We start from the raw sequence: 17,412 nt of genomic DNA, 5'->3' as shown, positions 1-17,412 counted from the left end.
GGAGGGGATCAGGTGCGGGCGCGCAGCGAGGCCGTGTGCTCGCGAATCTGTTCCGGCGTCAGGTAGGCGTCGCTGTACTCGAACTCCCGCAGCGTTCCGGCCTTCTGCGCCTGGAAGCCGGTGCGCACGAAGTCGTCGCCCGCGACGGCGTTGAGCATCCAGTTGGTCATGACACGGATCCTGGCGACGTTGGTCCGCAACGCGGACCAGTGGTAGCCGCGCGCCACGGCCTGTGCGGGCAGGCCGCGCAGTTCGATGCCGAGGGGCTTGGACACGGCGTCCTTGCCGCCCAGGTCGACCACCAGCCCCAGGTCCTTGTGCGCGTACGGCTGCAACTGCCGCCCGCGCAGCGAGGCGATGACATTGCCCGCGACCTTGCGTCCCTGGCGCAGGGCGTGCTGGGCGGTGGGCGGGCATACGGCTCCGTCACCCTTGGCCAGGTCCGGCACCGCCGCGGCGTCGCCGAGGGCGAACACGCCGTCGGCGCCCGGGACGGTCATCTCGGGGGTCACGACCAGACGGCCGCGGACCGTCTCCGCGTCCAGCGTGCCGACCAGTGGGCTCGCCGCGACGCCGGCCGTCCAGATGAGCGTGCGGCTCGGCAGGACGCGGCCGTCGGTGAGGGTCACCTTCTCGGGCCCGGCCTCGGCGACCGACACTCCGAGCGACACCTCGATCCCGCGTTTGCGCAGGATGTCCAGGGCGACGAGGCCGAGGCGGTCGCCGAGTTCGGGCATCAGTTTGGGCGCGATGTCGACGAGGTGCCACTTGATCTGCCGGGGGTCGAGGCGCGGGTACCGCCTCACGGCGTGGTGGGTGAGGCGCTGCAGGCACGCGGCCGTCTCGGTGCCGGCGTATCCGCCGCCGACCACCACGAACTGGAGCCGGGACGTCCGTTCCGCCTCGTCCTGGCTCGCGTCGGCCAGGTCGAGCTGCGCGATGACGTGGTCGCGGATGTAGGCGGCCTCGGCCAGCGTCTTCATGCCGCGCGCGTGCTCGAGGAGGCCGGGGATGTCGAAGGTCCGGGTGATGCTGCCGGGGGCCAGGACGAGCCGGTCGTACCTCTGGACCACCGTTTCGCCCGTGATCTTCCGCAGGACGCACACCTTCGCCGCGGTGTCGACGCCGATCGCTCCGCCGGGGATGATCCGGGTCCGGTGCCTGCGGCTGCGCCGCAGGGAGAGGGCGACCGACTGGGGGGTGAGCACGCCGGCCGCCACCTGGGGCAGCAGGGGCAGGTAGAGCTGGTACGAGAACGGTGTGGCCAGCAGGATCTCCGCCTCGGCGGCGGACAGTTCACGTTCCAGTCGGCGTACGCACTCCACTCCTGCGAATCCGGCGCCCACCACGAGAATCGTCGGTCGTGCCACGGTGTCCGTCCCTTCCGAGTCGGCGGGTCTCCCGCCTTCGGGGCCTGTCCTGCCGCCCAGGCGGTTTGCGCAGTCGCGGGACGAGCCGGCAGCACGGCGTTCTCCCGCCCCGACGCACCCGCCGCCCGCCAAGCCCGGTTACCCGGAGGCCCGGCCTCCATGCACGGGACCGGCCCCGCGTCCGCCGGACGCGTGCGAGGGCGTGTGCGGGGTACGCGCCTGACCTGCCGGGTCGACAGCGGTGAGTGAGGATGGCCGGGATGATGCTCTCGGACGCCGTCTACGCGGCCTTGGGAATCGGCGCGCTGGCCGCCGCCGTGGTGCCGCGGATCGTGTTCAGGCGACCGCTGTCGATGCCCATGGTGTTCCTGGCCGCCGGGGTGCTCGTGGCGGTGCTGCCCTTCCCGCTGCCGACCGTGGACCCGGTGCGCGACCGGCTGTGGGTCGAGCACGTGACCGAGGTGTGCGTGATCGTGTCCCTGATGGGTGCGGGCCTCGCGATCAACCGGCCGGTCCGGCTGCGGGCGTGGGCGGGAACATGGCGTCTGCTGGGGATCACCCTGCCGCTCACCGTGGCGGCGACGGCGGCGACCGCGGCGTGGCTGCTGGGCTGGCCGCCGGCCGCTGCCCTGCTGCTGGCGGCCGTGCTGGCGCCCACCGACCCTGTACTGGCCGCGGAGGTACGGGTCGGGGAGCCGACGGACGCCGAGCAGGACGAGGACGAGGTGCGCTTCACCCTGACCAGCGAGGCGGGACTCAACGACGGGCTGGCGTTCCCCTTCGTCCTCGCCGCTCTGGCCCTCGCCGCGACGGCGGGCTCCGGCTGGTCGGCAAACTGGCTGGGCGGCTGGCTGCTGACGGACGTCCTGGGCCGGGGAGCCGTGGGACTGGCGACCGGTCTGGTGACCGGCCGCCTCCTCGGCCGGATGTTCTTCCGCGCCAAGGCGTCGGCGCTGCGGCTGTCGGAACACATGGAGGGCTTCGTCGCCCTGGGCGCCACGTTCGTGTCCTACGGCATCGCCGAGCTGCTGCAGGGCTACGGGTTCTTCGCCGTGTTCGTCACCGCCTGCACGATCCGTGCGGCCGAGCGCAGCCACGGCTACCACAAGGTCCTCCACGAGTTCACCGAGCAGATCGAGCGGCTGCTGACCGCGGTTCTGCTGTTCCTGCTGGGCGGTTTCCTCGCCACCGGCGGGCTCGCGGCCCTCACCTGGCAAGGGGCGCTCCTGTCGGGTCTGCTCCTCCTGGTCGTCCGCCCCGTCACGGGCTGGGTCGCCCAGATCGGGCACCCGGCCGGCCCCCGGGAGCGGCTGGTCACGTCGCTGTTCGGCATCCGGGGCATCGGCTCGCTGTTCTACCTCGCGTACGCCCTCGGCCACGACGGCTTCGCGGGCCGCGCCGAGCAGTTGTGGGCGGTGGTGGCGTTCACCGTCCTGACGTCCGTGATGGTCCACGGCGCCGCGGCCACCCCGGTCATCACCCGCCTGGACCGCCTGCGCCGCAGGTCCGGGGAACCGCCGTGACCGCCGGCCGCAGGCGCTCGCGGACATCGAGCCGGTTCGCGGGGGTACCCGGCCGTGCGGAGGTGGTGGTCATGCCCGAGCCGGTGTCCGGCGACGGCCGGATGCCGACCGTCGGGGTCGAGGAGGAGTTCTTCGTCGTACGGGCGGACAGCAGGGCGCTGGAACCGGCCGGGTCCCGCGTCGTGGCACGTGCCCGGCCAACGGCCGGTGACCTGGTGGCGGGCGAGTTCCACGAGAGCCAGATCGAGGTGCGCACCCCGCCGTGCGCCGACGCCGGGGCGGTGCACCGGGCGCTGGAGTCCGTACGGGCGGCGGCGGCCGTTGCCGCCCGCGCCGAGGGTCTGGGGCTGTGCGCGAGCGGCACGCCCGTCATCGGCGGTCCCGGGGCCCGGGTGGTGGGCGACCACCCGCGCTACCGGGCCGGAGTGCGGCAGTTCGGCGTCATGCTCGACGACTTCACCGTCTGCTCCGCCCATGTGCACGTCCACGTGCCGGAGCGGGAGACCGCGGTCCTGGCGGGCAACCATGTGCGGCCCTGGCTGCCGCTGCTGGTGGCCATGAGCGCCAACTCGCCGTTCTTCCACGGCCGCGACACGGGCTACGCGAGCTGGCGCACCGTCGTGCGGCTCGGCTTCCCCGCGCTGGGCGCGCCGCCGTACGCCGACTCGCTGGCGCGCTACGAGCGGCTGACGGCAGCCCTGGAGGCGTCCGAGGCGATGCTCGACGCGAACAACCCGTTCTGGGACCTGCGGCCCAACCCCCGCGTGCCGACGCTGGAGGTCCGCGTCATGGACGTTCCGGCCGACGCGGCGGACACCGCGGCTCTCGCCGCACTCGTACGGGCGCTCGTGGTGCGTTCGGTGACTCTCGTCCGGCAGGGCGATCCGGGCCCGCGCACCTGCGGTGAGCTGCTGCGCGCCTCGTACTGGCGGGCGGCGCGGGACGGCTGGGAGGGTGCGGGCCTGGACGGGACCACCGAGGAGGTGGTGCCGTTCGAGGCCCAGGCGGCCCGTCTGGTGGGGCAGGTGCGGGAGGTGCTGGAGGAGTGCGGGGATCTGCAGCGGGTGACGGCGTTCGTCGGGCGGCTGGCCGCGCGCGGGTGCGGGGCGCGCAGGCAGCGTGCCCTGTGGGAACGGCGCTCCCGGCTGACGGATGTCGTGGACGGCCTCCTCGCCGGGTCCGGGTCCGAGGCCGATGCCGATGCCGTCAGGCGGCGGTGAAGGTGGTGACCAGGACGTCGCGGTGCGCCGGGCGCGCGGGGTCGACCGGACGGACGGCGGACACTCCGTGGAGTGTGGCGCGGTCGTCGTTGAGCAGGAGGCTTCCGGGGTCGCGCAGCGTCGTCGACAGCAGCTGACGTCCCTCCGGTGTGAAGACGGTGCTCTCCCCGCCCGAGACGTTGTTCCGTGCCACGAGCAGCGAGGACACCAGGGTGACGCCGTCGCGGTGGCGTCCCTCGGGGGTCGGTTCCCCCGCGCCGTCGGCCGTCGCGACCACGCGGAACGGATGGACCTTGACGCTCCACTCCCCGGCCCCGTCCAGCGCCCGCGCCATGCGCCCCAGCAGGCCGAGAAGGGACCGCAGGACGGGGTCGTCGGCGAACGCGCGGGTCAGGGGCTCGAAGTGGCGGTCGACCGCGTCGTAGAGCGGGTTCGTGTGGTCCGGCTGCACGAACACCTCGTGCGGGAGCATCCGCACGCAGCCGGTGGCGGAATCCCACGCGAAGTGGCCGTAGCGGCGCAGCCTGCGCGTACCGCGCTGTGCCGCGTACGGGTCCTCCGCCAGGTCCTCCCAGTGGGCGGCGAACGCGGCCCACTCGGGCCGGCGGGGCCCGTCGGCGCCGAGCGACGCGAGCACCGTTTCCGGGGGCATGAAGCACACGCCGGTCGACGCCAGCGCGGCACGCGCGTCGTCGACCGCGGGGGTGCTGCCGCCGGTGCGGTCGGTGTCCACCGCGGGGCCTCGGGTGTCGAGGTGGGGTTCCATGGGTCCGACCGCCTTCCTGAGCGCGCTGGGCTTCCCGTCCCCGGGTCCCCCGGGTTCCCCCGTCCCCGTGCTCCAACCAGCCGCCGTGCACGCGGCTCCGGTGGCCGGGGGTTCGCGCGGCTTCCGCGCAAGCGCTTGCCCCGGGACCGCGAAAACCCCTGGTGGTCCAGACCTCTCGGCTGATACATGTCACATCCGTGACGGAAAAGATTCCGGCGGGCCGGCAGGTTCCCGCCTCTCCAGCAACGGCCGGCGCCCACGGTCGGGCAGCGGCGACCGAACCGCCCAGCCTGTGGAACCGCAACTTCCGGCTCTTCTTCGTGGCGCGTTCCGTCGCCGTCTTCGGTGACGGGATGGTGCCCGTGGCGCTCGCCGCGGGCCTGCTCGGCGCGGGTCGTCCCGCGTCCTCCGTCGGGTATGCGCTGGGCTCGTGGATGGGGCCGTTCGCGCTTCTGGTGCTCTTCGGCGGGGTGCTGGCGGACCGGTTCACGGCCCGCCGCATGATGATCATCGCCGATGTGCTCCGGCTCGCCGGCGCCTCGACGCTCGCCGTGCTGTTCGCCGCGGGCAGTCCGCCCCTGTGGTCGGTGTACGCGCTCAGCGCGGTCAGCGGCGTCGGCGCTGCCCTCTTCCAGCCGGGGGTGGCGAGCACGGTCCCGCGGATATCGACGGACGTCCAGCGTGCGAACGCCGTCCTGCGGGTCATTGAGGCGCTGATGACGATGGCCGGGCCCGCGTTCGCCGGGCTGGTCGTCGCGCTGGCGGGCGCGGGGGCCGTCTTCGGGGCGAACGCGGCGACGTTCGGTGTCAGCGCCGTGTGCCTGGCGCTGATGCGGCTGGTTCCTCTGCCGGACGACCAGGTTCGGCGCGGGTCGATGATGGCGGAACTGGCGGACGGATGGCGCGAGTTCAGGGCTCGCAGCTGGCTGTGGCAGGTGATCGCGGTCTGGACGGTGTACGGGCTGACCGTCCTCGGGCCGATGCTGCCGCTCACGGCGGCGCTGGTGACGGACCGGCACGGCTCGGCCTCGTACGGGCTGCTGATGGCGGTGAACGGGGCGGGCAGCGCGGTCGGCGGTCTGCTGGCGCTGCGGTCGCGTCCCGCGCGTCCGCTCGCGGCGGGTGCGGTGGCCCTGGTCGGAGTCCCGGTGAACCTCGCCCTGCTGGCCTCCGACGTGTCCGTGGTCGCGCTGGGCGTCGGCCAGTTCGTGGTCGGAACGGCCTTCGCGTACTGGCTCGTCATGTGGTCGACGTCGGTGCAGACGCATGTGCCCCAGCAGGCGCTGAACCGTCTGCACGCCTATGACGTGGCCGGTTCGCTGCTGATGCTGGCGGCGGGCAGGGCACTCGCCGGTCCCGCCTCCGAAGTCCTCGGCACCCGGCAGGTTTTGCTGGGCGGCGTGGTGCTCGGGGCGCTGGTGGTGGGCGTGCTGCTGGCGATCCCGTCGGTACGGCGACTGCCGAGGGCGTAGAGGCCGTGCGTCCTCGCGCCGGGGTCGGGCAGCATGACGAGGCCGGGATCGTCGGCCACGGCCGTCTCCCACTCCGCCGCCGTGATCTCCGGGCCGCTCTCCTCGGACCAGGGCTCGCGCCGGGTGATGTGGAGGCCGTATCCCATACTCCGCACGCCGGCGGGTGGCGCGGGCGCGGCTCAGGTCGTGTCCGGCGGCGGTGGCGTCACGGACTCCTGGGCCTCGGGGCGGGGGCGGCGGCGGATGCGGGCGGCGAGGACCGCGACGTCGTCCTCGGCGTGCTGGGCGTCGCAGCGGTCGACGACCGTGTCGAGCAGTTCCTCGACACCGGCGCCGGGCCGCAGCCACCGTCCGGAGAGCCGCGCCAGCGAGACGTCGATGTCCTCTCCCCTGCGCTCGACGAGGCCGTCGGTGAACAGCAGCAGGGTCTGCGACGGAGCCATGGTGCGCGTGATGAGTTCGTATCCGCCCAGCCCCGTGCCGAGCGGCGGGCCGACCGGGACGGGCACGACCTCGGCTGCGTTGTCGGCGCCGAACAGGACGGGCGGCAGATGGCCTGCGCTGGCGAACGCGGCCACCCGCCGAGCCGGATCGACGCGAACGAGCAGGCAGGTGGCCGGGCGGCGGCCGGCGTTCGTGGCCACGGTCTCGTCGAGCTGGCGCAGCACCCGGTGCGGTGGCAGGTCCGCGGAGGCGATGTAGCGCAGGGCGGAGCGGTAGGCGTTCATGTCGACGGCCGCGTCGAGACCGTGGCCCATCACGTCCCCGACGACGAGCAGGGTGCGCCCGTAGTGGAGGCGCACGGTCTCGAACCAGTCGCCGCCCACCAGGGTGCTGTTTCCGGACGGCAGGTAGCGGGTGGCGACCTCCAGGTTGGGGTGCGGTCTGCCGGGTTCGGAGAGCAGCGCGCGCTGGAGGTTGAGCGCGGTGCTGCGGACGGAGGCGTGGGCGCGCGCGTGGCCGATGAGGACGGCGGCGAGACGGGCCGCGTAGTGGAGTGTCGCGGTCTCGTCGTCGGTGAAGCCCTCGCCCGGCCGGGCGGCGAGAAGCACGCCGTAGGCGCGGCCGTGGGCGAGGAGCGGTACGTGCAGGTGGGTGACGGGCCGGCCGCCCGTGAGGGTGGTGACCGTGCGGATGGCGTGGCCCTCGTCCAGTGCTGCCACCGACTGCGCGGCGGCGTCGGCCCCGGCGTCCAGGAGGTCGTGGCGGCCGCGTGCGCAGGTGCGGGTCGGCGGGCCGTGCGCGTGCGGCCGGTCCGTGGCGACGTCCTCGGGAAGGAGGTCCACGGCCGCGGCCTCGCACAGGGACGGGCACAGGAACTGGGCGAGCTCCGCGCACACGGTCTGCTCGTCGAGCGTGGTGCCGATGACGTCGAGGGCCCGCTCGATCGCCGCCAGCCGTGCCCGCACCCGTCCCTGCCCCTGCCCTTCGTGCCGTGCCGACAAAGGCCACCTCCGTGCAAGCGCCGCTCGTACGCACGCCATCACATCAGCGACAGGGCCGCGGGCCGGGCAGCGACGCAGTCGAAAGGCGCGATGTCCGCCGCACGGCCCGAGCGGCCGGCGGATGGTGGCGGCACCCACAGCAGTGCGCCCGGCCGGGGTACCCCGGCCGGGCGCACGTGTCCGACGGACATCCGTCAGGTGGTGCCGGGCTCTTCGGTCATCCCGATGCCGAAGGGAACCGAGCGGATGAACGCCGCGGTGTGCGGATCGTCCGCCGCCGCCGCCATCCTCTCCAGGAGCGCCAGGAACTCGGCTCGGTCGTCACCCGTCAGCTGGAGCAGTTCGTAGCCCATGTTCTCCAGGCCGCGCACCGCCGTGTCGGGGTCGATCTCGTCCGGTCCGCAATGCTCCATCAGCATCATCGCGGTGATGATCGCGTTCACAAGAGGTTCCGGATTCACCTAGGGAGCCATTCGGACGGTGATGGTGGTGATGCCAGCGTAGGTCATGAACCGGTTCGCGGCCGCCACCGCGTCGGCGGTGGGCAACTCCCATACGGCCTGCAGGCCGTTGTAGACGGCGGTGGCCGCCTGGCGGCGGGCCTGGTCCACCGCCTTCTCGGTGAATCGGGGATTCAGCTTCCGGTCGATGATCTCGTTGCCGTTGACACCGTCGAACTTCGCCGTCACCGGCATGCCGTCGGCTCCCGGCATCTCCAGCTGCGGTGCCATGCCGCGTCCCGTCGCCGGGTTGGAGCGGCCACCGGCCACGCCGGACTGGTAGTTGTAGGCGTTCGGCGGCATGCCGGGCCTCGGGGGCGTCGCGCGCAGATCGCCGCCCTCGTCGACCCAGTTGGCCACGTCCTCGGCGTCGGGTCCGCAGTTGTGGACCAGGACGGACGTGCCACCGGCCACCACGTAGTACGTGTGGACGCCCTCGACGGTGAGGTTGTGGACGCGTTCCGTGCGGTGGGAGGTGTCGACCGCGGTGATCTGCACCCAGGTACCGGACGCGGTCTGCAGCCACATTCCGGACTCGAGGTCGGCCGCCTCGTCCCAGGTGCCGTAGTCCGGCAGCCAGAACAGGTGCGACGCGGTCGACGTGATCTTGCCCGACTTGGCGGCGCCCTGCTCGCCGTCGGGGTCGACGGTGAGGGTGACGAGGTCCTTTCCACTCCTGTGGTCACGGGTGTCGGTGACCGTACGGGGCCGGGTGTCCCCGGTCTCGGGGTCGGTGGCCACCACCTGGTCGCCGACGTTCAGCGCCTCGATGTCCTTGAGACTGCCGTCCGCGAGGACGACCTTGGTGCCGGGCACGAAGCTGTTCGGGCAGGTGGCCGGTTCCGGCTCGTCCTTGGGCTTCGCCGGTGCCTCGGGTTCGTCGGCCTTGGGCTTCGGCGGCGTCGCGGCGTCGGCCACGTCGTCGACCTTGTCCTCGGTCTTGCGGACGTCGTTGGCGGTGTCGAGCGCTTCGGCGCCCTTGGCGGCGTACTTGCCCGCCTTGACCGCGCTGGCGCCGTAGCCCACCAGCGGGATCGCCGAGCTCAGGGACAGCGCGGCGTCGACGTAGTTGCCCTCGGCCGCGTACCAGATGCCGTTGGCGACGTCCGCGACTTCACCCACGACCGGGATCAGGCCGACCACGTCGAGTGCGGCGTGCCCGATGTCGGAGAGCGAGAGCCCGAAGAGGTGTCCGTCGAGTTCGACGAAGCTGATCGGGTTGCCGCCGGCGAAGGCGTACCTGTTGCCGGTGAACGGGTCGGTGGCCAGGGCCATGTCGGCCAGGGCGCCGCCGTACGAGTCGCGGGTCAGGAAGCGGTTCAGCCCCGGATCGTAGTTGCGGAAGCCCATGTCGTACGTGCCCGACGCCTTGTCCCAGCGGGAGGAGTTGAAGCGGAAGGCGTTGTACGCGTCCTTGTCGGGGTCGGCGGTGTCCGGCTTGTCCGCTCCGGTCATCTGCGACGTGTCGTCCGAACCGTACGCGGTGTAGCCGTACGTGGCGCGGGTGTTGCCGTCCTCCTTCGTGATGGCCTCGACGTCCCCGCGGGGGCTCGTGACGTAGTGGGAGTACTCCTTCGTGCCGCCGTCCTTGTGCTTGATCTGGGTGGCACGCTGGCCGCCCGCCAGGTACTGGTAGTCCGTGTCGGGCTTGCCGTTCAGCTCCTCGCGCAGGACCTGGTTGTCCATGCCGAGGTAGGTGAACGCCGTGGTCTTCGACTCCGCGCCGGAGGTCGTCTGGGAGACGGTCCGGTCGAACGGGTCGAAGACGTACGCGGTCGTCACCGCGGCGGCGCCGGTGCCGGCACGGGTCTTCACCGTGCGGTCGAAGCCGTCGTAGTAGTTCTTCTGTGTGGTCTCGCCGCCGGTGCTGACCGTGTCGAGCCGGCCCAGCGGGTCGTAGTTGTAGGTGGAGGTCACCCCGCCGGCGGACGAGGACAGCAGCCGGTTGCGGTCGTAGCGGTGGGTCGTGGTGAGGTCGCTGACCGTCTGCTCGACGACGTTGCTGTTGCGGTCGTAGGTGTACTTCTCGGTGCCGGGGCTGTCACCGGCCTTGGTGACCTGGGCGATGCGGTCCTGGGGGTCGTAGTCGAAGGTGTAGGTGTTGTTGATGTACGCCGCGTTGTCGTCGGCGTTCATCAGCTTGAGGACGTCCTTGGAGCGGTGCCCGTTGGGCGAGTACTCGAGGTCGTGCTGGGCGACGACCGTGCCGCCGGACTTCTTCTCGACGGACTGCTTGACCGAACCGTCGAGGTAGTAGGTCAGGTCGAGCGTGTTGCCGTTGGGCTTGGTCTGCTTCAGCAGCTGCCCGCGGGCGGTGTAGGTCATCGTGGTGATCTGCTGATTGCCGGCGGTCGGCGAATCGGCGTTGGTGACCTTGGAGACCAGGCCCCTGGTGTCGTAGTCGATCTTCGACCACGTCAGGTCGTGGGTCGAGGTGAGCGGGTTGCCGTTCTCGTCGTAGGTGAGGGCGGTGGTGTTCTTCACCGTGCCGGTGGCCAGCTCCTCGACCTTGGCGATCCGGTTGAGACCGTCGTACGCGATCTTGTAGGTGTCGATCTTCGCGCCCGGCGAGTTGTCCTTCACCTCCACCATGAATCCGTTGGCGTCGTAGGCGTAGGTGAAGTCCTTCTTCTCGTTGTCGCTCTCGCCCGCGTTGGACCGGACGAGCTTCACACTGTCGGCGAGGACCGTGCCGTTCGCCTGGTCGGACAGGCTGACCTTCTGCGGGCCGTCCTCGACGAAGGAGTAGCTGCCCAGTGAGATCCAGGTGCCGGTGTCACGGGTCTGGTCGACGGTCCTGGTGGTGCTGCCGCCGTTGTGGTCGACCGTGAACCTGGCGTCGCTCGCGGCGCCGGTCACCTTGGGGTGCCGTACGAAGACCTCGTAGGTGCCGTTCTGCGGGATGTTGAGCTGCCAGTTGAACCGGTCGGCGCCGGTGCCGGCCGGGTGGGAGTAGGTGTCGTACCCGTACTGCTGCTCCGCCTGGGTGCGGCTCCAGTTGCCCTGGGTCGCCGTGTTGTTGAAGTCGGAGCTGTCGACGAGCACGACGTGCCTGCCGACGGGGACGCCGTCGTCGGACCGCGCCTTCTGGTTGCCCGACGGGTAGTAGTCCCAGGTCATGGTGCGCTGCTGGGAACCGCCCGCGGAGGTGAGGGTGTTCCTGGTCTGCTGGCCGAGCTCGTTGTAGTCGTAGGACGTGGTGATGTCCCACGGGTCCTTCGCCGTCCTGGTCCAGCCGTTGTCGTAGTAGCTGTACTCGGTGACGTTGCGGACCGTCTGGCCGTCCGACGGCGGTGCCGACACGGAGCTGAGGTTGCCGACGGTGTCGTAGAAGTAGAACGTCGAGTCGGGGGTGTTGTACCGGGCGTCGTCCTTGTCGAAGGGCGAGCGCTCCTCCTTCACCCGGTTCAGCTCGTCGTAGACGGTCTCGGAGGTGTGGTCCGTCGCGTCGTCGGTGGTGGCGACACCGCGCGGGGTGATCGTCTTGGTCCGGTTGCCGACCTGGTCGTACTCGTACCTGGTTGTGCGGTACGAGACGGTCCCCGATCCGTCCTTGCTGACCGGCAGCCTGGACTCGACCAGGGCGCCGCGCTCGTCGTACACGGCGAGCGTCTCGTTGCCCTCGGCGTCGGTCTGGCCGACGGTGAGGCCGTCCTTGTCGTAGCGGGCCGTGGTGAACTTCCCGATGGCGTCGGTCGTCTTCACCACGCGGTGGTTCAGGTCGTACGCGAACAGGCTGGTGTAGTCGCTCGTGTCCGCGGTCGCGTTCTTCCGCGGGTCGACCAGCTTGGTCAGGTTGCCGACCTTGTCGTACTCCGACGTGACCGTGCCGCCCGCCGCGTCGGTGACCCGGACCGGCTGGTAGATCGCGTCGTACGCGGTCGTGGTGGTGTAGTCGCCCGCGGTCGCGGTCGCGTTGCCCTTCGGGTCGGTGACCGTGATGACGTTGCCGACCTTGTCGTAGGTCGTGGTGGTTCTGCGGACCGGATCCGTGGCCAGGTCGCCCGGCGCCGTCGCCTCGGTCAGCTGGTCCGCCGCGTCGAAGACGGACGTGGTGGCCGTGCCGTTCGGCCCGGTCGCCCGGGTGATGTTGTCGTTGGCGTCGTAGACGGGCGCCGGAGTCGTGATGAACACGCCGGCGGCCTGGTCCTTGGGCTCCTTCTTCTCGAGCGGCCTGCCGAAGGTGTCGTAGCTCTGGGTGACCTGCGCGCCCTTGGCGTTGATCACCTTGAGCACGTTGCCGCGCGCGTCGTACGCGAACGTCGACGGGTTGGTCAGCGGGTCGGTGATCGTCGACGGGTAGCCGGTGGGACCGAAACCGCTGTAGACGGTGGCGTGCCCGTTGGCGTCGGTCGACCTGGTCACCTGTCCGTACGCGTCGTACTGGGACGTGGAGGTGTAGTCGCCGGCCGTGGGCGTGGCGACGCCCTTGGGGTCGGTCGTCGACGTCAGGTTGCCGAGCGCGTCGTACCCGAACTGCCAGGTGCGGCCCTCGGGTGACTTCTTCTGGAACAGGTCGGCGATGTGACCGTCGAGGCCGGTCGCGTAGACGAAGGTGCGGCCGGCGGTGCCGTTCTTGTTGGCCTCGGCGTCCTTGTGCTCCAGCGGATAGCCGGTCTTCGGGTCGTAGGACCAGGTGGTGACGGCTCCGTTGGCCTCTTCGAGACGTGTGACGTTGTTGTCCGCGTCCCACGCGAACTTCGTCGTCTCCGCCTTGGCGTTGGTGATGCTGTTGACGCGTCCGTAGCCGTCGATCGACTGGGTCGTGGTGTGGTTCTCGGCGTCCGTCACCTTGGTCTCGATGAACGAGCCCGCCGTGCCGTCCGGATCGGTGTAGACGAATCCGGTGGTGCCGCCGAGGCGGTCGGTGATGGTCTGCGTGTTCCAGTGGAACTTCGGGTCGTCGCCCTCGTTCGGGTAGTAGTAGTCGAGCGAGGTGGCGTTGCCGCGGGGATCGGTGACCTTGACGAGCTTGACGTTCTTGTTGCCCTGGGTCGCGTCGTACTCGAAGACGAACACCTTCGGCTGGGCCGAGCCCGCGCCGTCGGTGAGCTTGGTGAGCAGCCCCTTGTCGGAGTAGTCGAAGGTCAGCTTGCGCCCGGAGACGTCGGACATCGACCTGACGTGGTCGATGATCTTCGGGCTGCTGGTGTCGGCCTTCGTCCAGTAGTCGACGGTGAGCGTCTGCCGGCCGGCCGGGTCGGTGATGTACCGGAGGAACTTCACCGGCTTGTTGTTGGACTTGCGCTCTTCGTAGGTGTAGGTCTGCGTGTTGCCGTTCTTGTCCGTGACGGACGTCAGGTAGCCGTCGCAGTCGAAGAAGAACTGGGTGCGGTCCGGGCGCGTGAGGGACCAGGCCTGCGGGTCGCCGTCCTTGTTCGGGGTGCAGTCGGCACCGGCTCCCTGCCGGAGCAGGTAGTGCACACCGGCCGGGGCCTTCCACGTCCCGTCGTCCTGCTTGCGGAAGATGTGCGCGGTGCCGTCGCCGTCGGGCAGCGTCACCTCACGCGGGTCCGGGTTGGGGTGGAAGTCGAGGGCCGCGCCGAGCCGCAGCGGCATCGCCGCCTGTGCGGACCAGCCGTGGCCGAGGACCGTGTCGGAGGTGTCCTGGCTGTTGTACGCGAAGCGCGCGAAGGTGGCGAGGCCGCGGCCGGGGTTGGTGAAGGCGTTGTACTGCCAGACCGTGTTGCCCGCGTACAGGTTGTTCATCAGCGACGAGCCGGCGCCGGTGTTCTTGCCCGTGTAGGCGTAGAACTTCTCCAGGCCCAGCTGGTCGGAGGTCGGGTCCTCCACGCGTACGTTCTGCGTGAGGGCGGGGATGGACTCGGTGGCCGACAGCCAGGTGCCCGCCGCCTGGTTCAGCAGGTCCCATTTGAGCACGTACTCCAGGCGCTTGTTGCCGGAGTCCGAGTTGATCGGGGCCTTCAGGGCGGCCTTGACGGTGATCGTCTCGCCGGGAAGGACGTCCTCGGGCAGAGCCGTCCGGAGCTGGTTGCCGCCCGTGGTTGCGTCGGTGCCGTCGGGCAGGGACCAGGTGTAGGAGAGCACCTGGTCGGCGGCCTTCCAGGTGCCGGTGGTGGTGTTGGTGAGCGTGACGTCGACGGTGTACTCGTCGCCGGGGATCATCCGCGCCGGGGTGTCCGGGGCGAAGTACGTCGAGTCGGTCGACTTGTCGATGTAGGTGACCACGAGCTGCGGGCGCAGCTGCGGTTCCTCCGCCTCCGAGGAGAGGAAGATCGTCCGCTCCTGCGGGCCGGCCGTGGACTCGTCCTTGAGCTTGACGGCGACGCCCTTGTTGGCGGCCGGGGTGGTGACCCAGGACTGGGCGAGCGAGGTCACGTACCAGGACTGGCGGGCCGGGTCGTTGGTGACGGTGGAGATGGTGTCGGCGACGGCCGTGTCGATGTCACCGCCCGGTGCGGTCCACGGTGTGGTGGCCGTCGCGTTGTTCCAGGAGGCCGTGCTCTCGTCGAAGTCCCGGTTCAGGCCGTGGAGTTCGTACACGGCACCGGCGCTGCCGGTCGTGGTCGTGGTGCCCCACAGGTCGAGCTGGGCCTCCAGTACGCGCGAGGTGGTGGGCACCTGGCTGAGCGCCGGGAACTTCAGCAGTGCACGCGTCTTGCCGTAGGTGCCGGAGTTGTTGCCGACGGACAGCCACGGGTGGGCGATGCCGCCGTCCGCGACGGTGTCGTGCCCGGTGGTGGCCTGAGCGGAGGACAGGGTGGTGTCCGCCGCGCTGCCCTGGAGGACCACGGTGGTGCGGCCCGCCTTGGGGAGGCGGACGATCTGGGTGGGCGCCGGGATGATCTCGCCGTCCCGGGTCTTCACCGCGACCATGTAGTAGAAGACGTTGCCGAAGGAGTCGGCCGAGTCGGCGGGGGTCGGGGTCGCCGTGGTGTCGGCGAACGTGGTCGTGCCGGCGGGGACCGGTGCGACGAGCGTCTGGGACGACGGCTTGAACGTCTGGAAGACGCTGCGGTGGACCTGGTACTCGACGATGTCGTCGCCGGCGGCGACCGGGTCCTGGTCCTGGTAGGCGGACCACTTCAGCTCGGCGCCGGTGGCCCGGATGACCTCGGGCGCGTCGAGGGTGACGCCCGGGCGGCCCCAGGTCAGCACGAGCTTGGGATAGTTGGCGACCTCGCCCTTGTAGGCGTACTCCGCCGCCTCGTAACGCGGTCCGCCCCTGGGCCCGTTCGCGCTCTCGTCACCGGCCTTGACGACGAAGCCGTGGTTGGCGTTCGTGCCGTTGATCCAGGACTGGACGGTCTTGGTCACGCTGAAGGAGTGCCAGGTGTTCGAGGTGCCCGGCTTCTTGGTGACCACGCCGCCCTTGGTGAAGCGCAGCGCGTCGGCGAGGACGGCGGTGGACGTGGAGGCGGGGCCGTCGCCGAGGACGACCTTGCCGGCGGTGCCCGCCTTGAACGGGTGGGTGCCGAGCGTCGTCCACCTGCCGCCGCTGCCGGCGCGCTGGTCGACCGCGTAGGTCTTGGCGCCGCCGTTGTAGGTGACGGTGTACGGGGCGTTCGTGGCGCGGTCGGACGCCGGCACGTAGTGCGCCTCGACCTGGTAGTCGCCGTCCTCGGGGAGGTTCGGCTGCCAGGTGTAGGTGTCGCCGGCGACCGCGTCCTTGTTGTAGAGGTAGTCCTTGTTGACCGCGTACTGGGTGTACGCGGTGTTCCCGGAGGCTGGCCATGCGCCCTTGGCCGCCGTGGTGCCCGCGTCGCCGTCGTCGACCAGGACGGAGGTGCCGGACAGCTCTCCGGTGATGCCGGAGGCGTTGTTCCAGGTGGCGGTGGTCTCGTCCCAGGCGGCGGTGGCGCGGTGCGCCTCCAGCTGGACCTCGGTGTCACCCGTGGTGTGGGTCTGGTCGTAGTAGAGCTTGAGGTCCGCGGAGTCCAGCTGCGTACCGGCCGGGACCGCGCCGAGCGGGAACTTCAGCAGGGCCCGCGAGGAGCCGGTGCTGGTGTTGCCGACGGACAGCCGCCAGTTCCCGTCGTAGTTCGACGCCGGCCCGTCCGAGGAGATCATGACGTCCTGGGACTGGGTGGAGGTCGGCGCGATGGAGATCGTGGGGTCGACCACCACCGGATAGCGCCGTTCCGGGGCCTTCAGCCACGCCGCGTCGGGTCGCAGGGTGAGGGTGTAGGAACCGTCGCCGCCGGTGAGCCTCTGCTCGACGCGGTCGCTGCTCGCTGTTCCGTAGGCGGCCTGCGGGTCCTTCTTCGCGTCCGTCATGAAGGGCGCGGGGATGACCAGTTCGGGCCGTGCGGGGCCGGAGCTCTCGCTGTGGAGGGCGATGGAGCCGTTCCCCCGCCGCTCGGCGGTCAGGCCGTGGGTGGTGAGGGTGAACTCGTAGGCGGGCGCCTCCAAGGGGGCGCCGCCGAGGACGATGCCCTCCTTCACGGTGCCGTTGCCGACGGTGTAGGCGAGGTCGGTGCCGCGGCCCAGGGCGTCCTTGTAGGTGACGGTGGACCCGTCGACCTCGGGGGTGAGCCGGCCGGCGGCCGCGCCCTTGACGCCGATGGCGACCCAGTGCCCCTTGTCGAGCTCGAACCGGACGAGTTCGCCGGGACGTTCACCGAAGTAGGTCCGGGCGACGTTGGTGGTGTTGGCGTGCGTGAAGCCCTTGCGGTCCGCGGCCCTGACGGCCGTGTCGACGGCCTTCCAGTCCTCGCCGGCCCGGTAGTGCGTGGGGACGGCGGAGACCTCGGACTGGACCCGGCCGTCGGAGAGCTGCCAGTAGCGGGCGTTGGCGGTGCGCCGGTCCTCGAGTTCCTTGATCCGCTTCGCGGGCGCCGCGTTCCTGCCCTTGGGCAGGTGATCATTGCGCGGCACACCCGTGTCCGGAAGTGCCGGCGGCTCGGCGGCCTCGGTGTCGTCCTCGTCCAGGCCGAGGAAGTTCCTGAACCCCTCGACGAGCCCCGGCCCGTCGCCCGGGGGTGGTGCGGCGAAAGCCGGCTGCGGCACGCCGGTGGCGGCCAGCGCGACGACACTGCTGACGATCAGCCAGCGCCGTGCACGTCTTCCATGCATCGTCTCTCCCTCAACCTGTGGTCTCGGTCGTCAAGGGAGAGTTGTGGGGGAAATGAAATGAGCGTGTCAAGCGATCGGAT

The 17,412-nt window shown here is 70.9% G+C and carries 8 protein-coding genes; 3 read left to right on the top strand and 5 right to left on the bottom strand.

Annotated features, from left to right (window positions below):
* Positions 1-8: 8 nt before the first annotated feature.
* Entirely contained in the window at positions 9-1,370 is a 1,362-nt protein-coding gene (locus tag HW130_RS22705) for an FAD-dependent oxidoreductase (RefSeq protein ID WP_177151503.1), read from the bottom strand.
* 260 nt (positions 1,371-1,630) lie between these two features.
* Between HW130_RS22705 and HW130_RS22700 the strand changes: the two genes are divergently transcribed.
* Together HW130_RS22700 and HW130_RS22695 are read left to right on the top strand one after the other, a co-directional pair.
* Positions 1,631-2,893: a sodium:proton antiporter gene (locus HW130_RS22700; protein WP_177151502.1), complete on the top strand. Its 1,263-nt coding sequence runs from the start codon at positions 1,631-1,633 to the stop codon at positions 2,891-2,893.
* Between the two features lie 71 nt (positions 2,894-2,964).
* Complete coding sequence (locus HW130_RS22695; protein WP_177151501.1) at positions 2,965-4,113, top strand: glutamate--cysteine ligase; 1,149 nt, start codon at positions 2,965-2,967, stop codon at positions 4,111-4,113.
* On the opposite strand, the gene HW130_RS22690 is transcribed toward HW130_RS22695, so the two are convergent.
* Positions 4,100-4,879, bottom strand: coding sequence for a 2OG-Fe dioxygenase family protein (locus tag HW130_RS22690; protein ID WP_177151500.1), 780 nt, complete (start codon positions 4,877-4,879; stop codon positions 4,100-4,102). The genes HW130_RS22695 and HW130_RS22690 overlap by 14 nt on opposite strands.
* A 197-nt stretch (positions 4,880-5,076) precedes the next feature.
* On the opposite strand from HW130_RS22690, the gene HW130_RS22685 reads away from it, so the two are divergent.
* Positions 5,077-6,351 (top strand): MFS transporter, encoded by a 1,275-nt coding sequence (locus HW130_RS22685; RefSeq protein ID WP_177151499.1) that lies wholly within the window; start codon positions 5,077-5,079, stop codon positions 6,349-6,351.
* 179 nt (positions 6,352-6,530) lie between these two features.
* On the opposite strand, the gene HW130_RS22680 is transcribed toward HW130_RS22685, so the two are convergent.
* The 3 genes from HW130_RS22680 to HW130_RS22670 form a co-directional block, all read right to left on the bottom strand.
* A complete protein-coding gene (locus tag HW130_RS22680; RefSeq protein ID WP_256356258.1) occupies positions 6,531-7,796 on the bottom strand; it encodes a PP2C family protein-serine/threonine phosphatase in 1,266 nt (421 codons plus the stop codon).
* A gap of 194 nt (positions 7,797-7,990) precedes the next feature.
* Entirely contained in the window at positions 7,991-8,239 is a 249-nt protein-coding gene (locus HW130_RS22675) for a hypothetical protein (protein ID WP_177151497.1), read from the bottom strand.
* An 18-nt stretch (positions 8,240-8,257) separates the two neighbouring features.
* Positions 8,258-17,332 (bottom strand): DNRLRE domain-containing protein, encoded by a 9,075-nt coding sequence (locus tag HW130_RS22670; RefSeq protein WP_177151496.1) that lies wholly within the window; start codon positions 17,330-17,332, stop codon positions 8,258-8,260.
* Positions 17,333-17,412 lie beyond the last annotated feature (80 nt).

Source organism: Streptomyces sp. PKU-EA00015 (assembly GCF_013387495.1).
Taxonomy (GTDB): domain Bacteria; phylum Actinomycetota; class Actinomycetes; order Streptomycetales; family Streptomycetaceae; genus Streptomyces.
The sequence above is the reverse complement of the archived record's forward strand: the minus strand, read 5'-3'. Positions and strand labels throughout refer to the sequence as shown.

Bases quoted from the DNA above. Each gene is read 5' to 3' on its own strand.
- HW130_RS22670 (WP_177151496.1), bottom strand. From the start codon at position 17,332: ATGCATGGAAGACGTGCACGGCGCTGGCTGATCGTCAGCAGTGTCGTC.
- HW130_RS22690 (WP_177151500.1), bottom strand. From the start codon at position 4,879: ATGGAACCCCACCTCGACACCCGAGGCCCCGCGGTGGACACCGACCGC.
- HW130_RS22700 (WP_177151502.1), top strand. From the start codon at position 1,631: ATGATGCTCTCGGACGCCGTCTACGCGGCCTTGGGAATCGGCGCGCTG.
- HW130_RS22695 (WP_177151501.1), top strand. From the start codon at position 2,965: ATGCCCGAGCCGGTGTCCGGCGACGGCCGGATGCCGACCGTCGGGGTC.